Source organism: Candidatus Cloacimonadaceae bacterium, assembly GCA_030693415.1.
In the GTDB taxonomy this organism is placed as follows: Bacteria; Cloacimonadota; Cloacimonadia; order Cloacimonadales; family Cloacimonadaceae; genus JAUYAR01.
This window is the reverse complement of sequence record JAUYAR010000092.1, coordinates 1-1,725: the sequence shown is the minus strand read 5'-3', so window position 1 is coordinate 1,725 and position 1,725 is coordinate 1. Positions and strand designations below refer to the sequence as shown.

The 1,725-nt window shown below is 48.4% G+C and carries 3 protein-coding genes; all 3 read right to left on the bottom strand.

Going from position 1 to position 1,725, the window contains the following annotated elements; all coding sequences use genetic code 11:
• Positions 1-251: 251 nt before the first annotated feature.
• Complete coding sequence (locus Q8M98_05490; GenBank protein MDP3114215.1) at positions 252-653, bottom strand: hypothetical protein; 402 nt, start codon at positions 651-653, stop codon at positions 252-254.
• A complete protein-coding gene (locus tag Q8M98_05485) occupies positions 650-1,138 on the bottom strand; it encodes a hypothetical protein (GenBank protein ID MDP3114214.1) in 489 nt (162 codons plus the stop codon). Before Q8M98_05485 ends, Q8M98_05490 begins: the two co-directional genes overlap by 4 nt.
• A 108-nt stretch (positions 1,139-1,246) precedes the next feature.
• Positions 1,247-1,600: a hypothetical protein gene (locus tag Q8M98_05480; GenBank protein MDP3114213.1), complete on the bottom strand. Its 354-nt coding sequence runs from the start codon at positions 1,598-1,600 to the stop codon at positions 1,247-1,249.
• Positions 1,601-1,725 lie beyond the last annotated feature (125 nt).

Here is a 1,725-nt window from a genome sequence, read left to right as displayed (position 1 = left end):
GTGGCAACCGCTTTACCACCTGGGCAGTACTATGTGGAATGCGAGCTGTTCCAACCCGGGACAGTTAACTTCTATTACCCCAAGCAATCTAATGCGTTTACTGTAACTGCCAATACAACATTAGTTAATTTACCTCTGCTTACCGACTCGGCTGCACTTGGATAAGTCAATCGGCTCAGTCTTGTATTTGGTCTCCAGGAGTTCACTGACAGAACTGATAGCCAGGGTATATCCTCCCAGTCGCATTACTTTCATGAAGATGCTCCGGTACCGCTCTTCAGCAGGTCTATCTTGGCTATTCTGACCATGCGAGTGCCATCGATGCGGCTGGTATAATATTCCACAATGGGTAGGTCCTGGTTCATCAACTTGAGATAGAAAGAGCGAAACTTCTCTTTGAGTTGATACAAGTCGGAATCTGGATCATCCACATTCTGAGCATTGACGATCAGGAATACTGTCCAAGCCAGATCAGTGCTAACGTACTGTCTTGAAGTGCCATTCTTGCCTGTCTCAGAGTCCAGAATTACGATAGCACAGGGCAACTGCTTAGGTATTGCATCCTTGTTGAACTGGATGGTCGGAATATCAGAAAACTTAAGGGCATCCACTATCCGGTTCCGGTCTGCTATAAACTTATCATGGGGGTTCATAGACTCACCTCTATATCGTTCAATTGTTGGTATATCCACTGCTCACGGTTAGCGATTACTGAAGCGAATACATTACGGGCAGCTATGCCTTCCCGTTTGATCTTGCCCCGGATGAGATAAGCGATCTCGGCTACGGTCAGCAGTTTACCTGTCTCCTTATCAGTCCAAGACAGGTGCTTACGTTCGACCCAGGCGATCAGTGGAGCAATCGGAGTCCAGGAAGGCACCTTACCGCCCAAAACGAAAGGTTCATGTTTGACATTGGAACCGACCCTGAGAGTCATGCCGGAAAGCTGTGTCTCAACTAAATACCCGGTATTGCCATAGAAGTCGCCCTTATCGTAAATCTGCTGTGCCAATATCTCTTTGCGTGAATCGGCATCAATCACAGAACCGATTAAGTGCAGCCTGCTCTCCAAGGCAGCATAGATAGCCAAGTAAATCTCTCGCATCAGTTCATCTGGAGTGGTATAGCTATCAGGCATCAGATCACTCCCACCCGGATCACTCTTGGAGGTCTGGGTTTAAGCTCATCCAATCTCTGCATACCGGTAGGATTGAGATAGGCTTGCAGGATGGTCAATGCTCTCAGTTCAAGATTGACTTTGAATGCGTCTATTTCGCTCCCTGTGAGCAGTTCGGTGGCAGACTGGTCTAATCCTCCCTACTGTCTTGACGAGTCCCTCGCCCAGGGTCTTCAAATTGAGAAACTCACATGTACTGTGCAGCATCAGGAAACAGAACCCAAAACGAAAAGAGATCAGAAACGGCTCTTCCTCCGGCATATCGTCCTGGATAGCCCGGTTGTAGTGCTCTGGTAAGACGAGAGTTCTTATCGTCTCCATGACGACAGCCTTATGTTCTTTGAAGATGCCGTTATCACCCATCTCCTTGGGGAGGTTAAGGATGGATAGCATGGCATCAATCTCAACCGGGATCGGTATCACTTACCTTTCCTCATCAGCTCGGTTAGTTCAATCGCCCTGCGACCAACCTGCTTTGCCCACTTGGATGCCAGCATGCCATTGGCAGCCCGTTTCCAATCCCCCGCAGCTATGTATGCCAAGGTGTT

What these genes read in the sequence shown, in the direction of transcription:
- Q8M98_05485 (MDP3114214.1), bottom strand. Translation starts at nt 1,138, where the DNA reads ATGCCTGATAGCTATACCACTCCAGATGAACTGATGCGAGAGATTTAC.
- Q8M98_05490 (MDP3114215.1), bottom strand. Translation starts at nt 653, where the DNA reads ATGAACCCCCATGATAAGTTTATAGCAGACCGGAACCGGATAGTGGAT.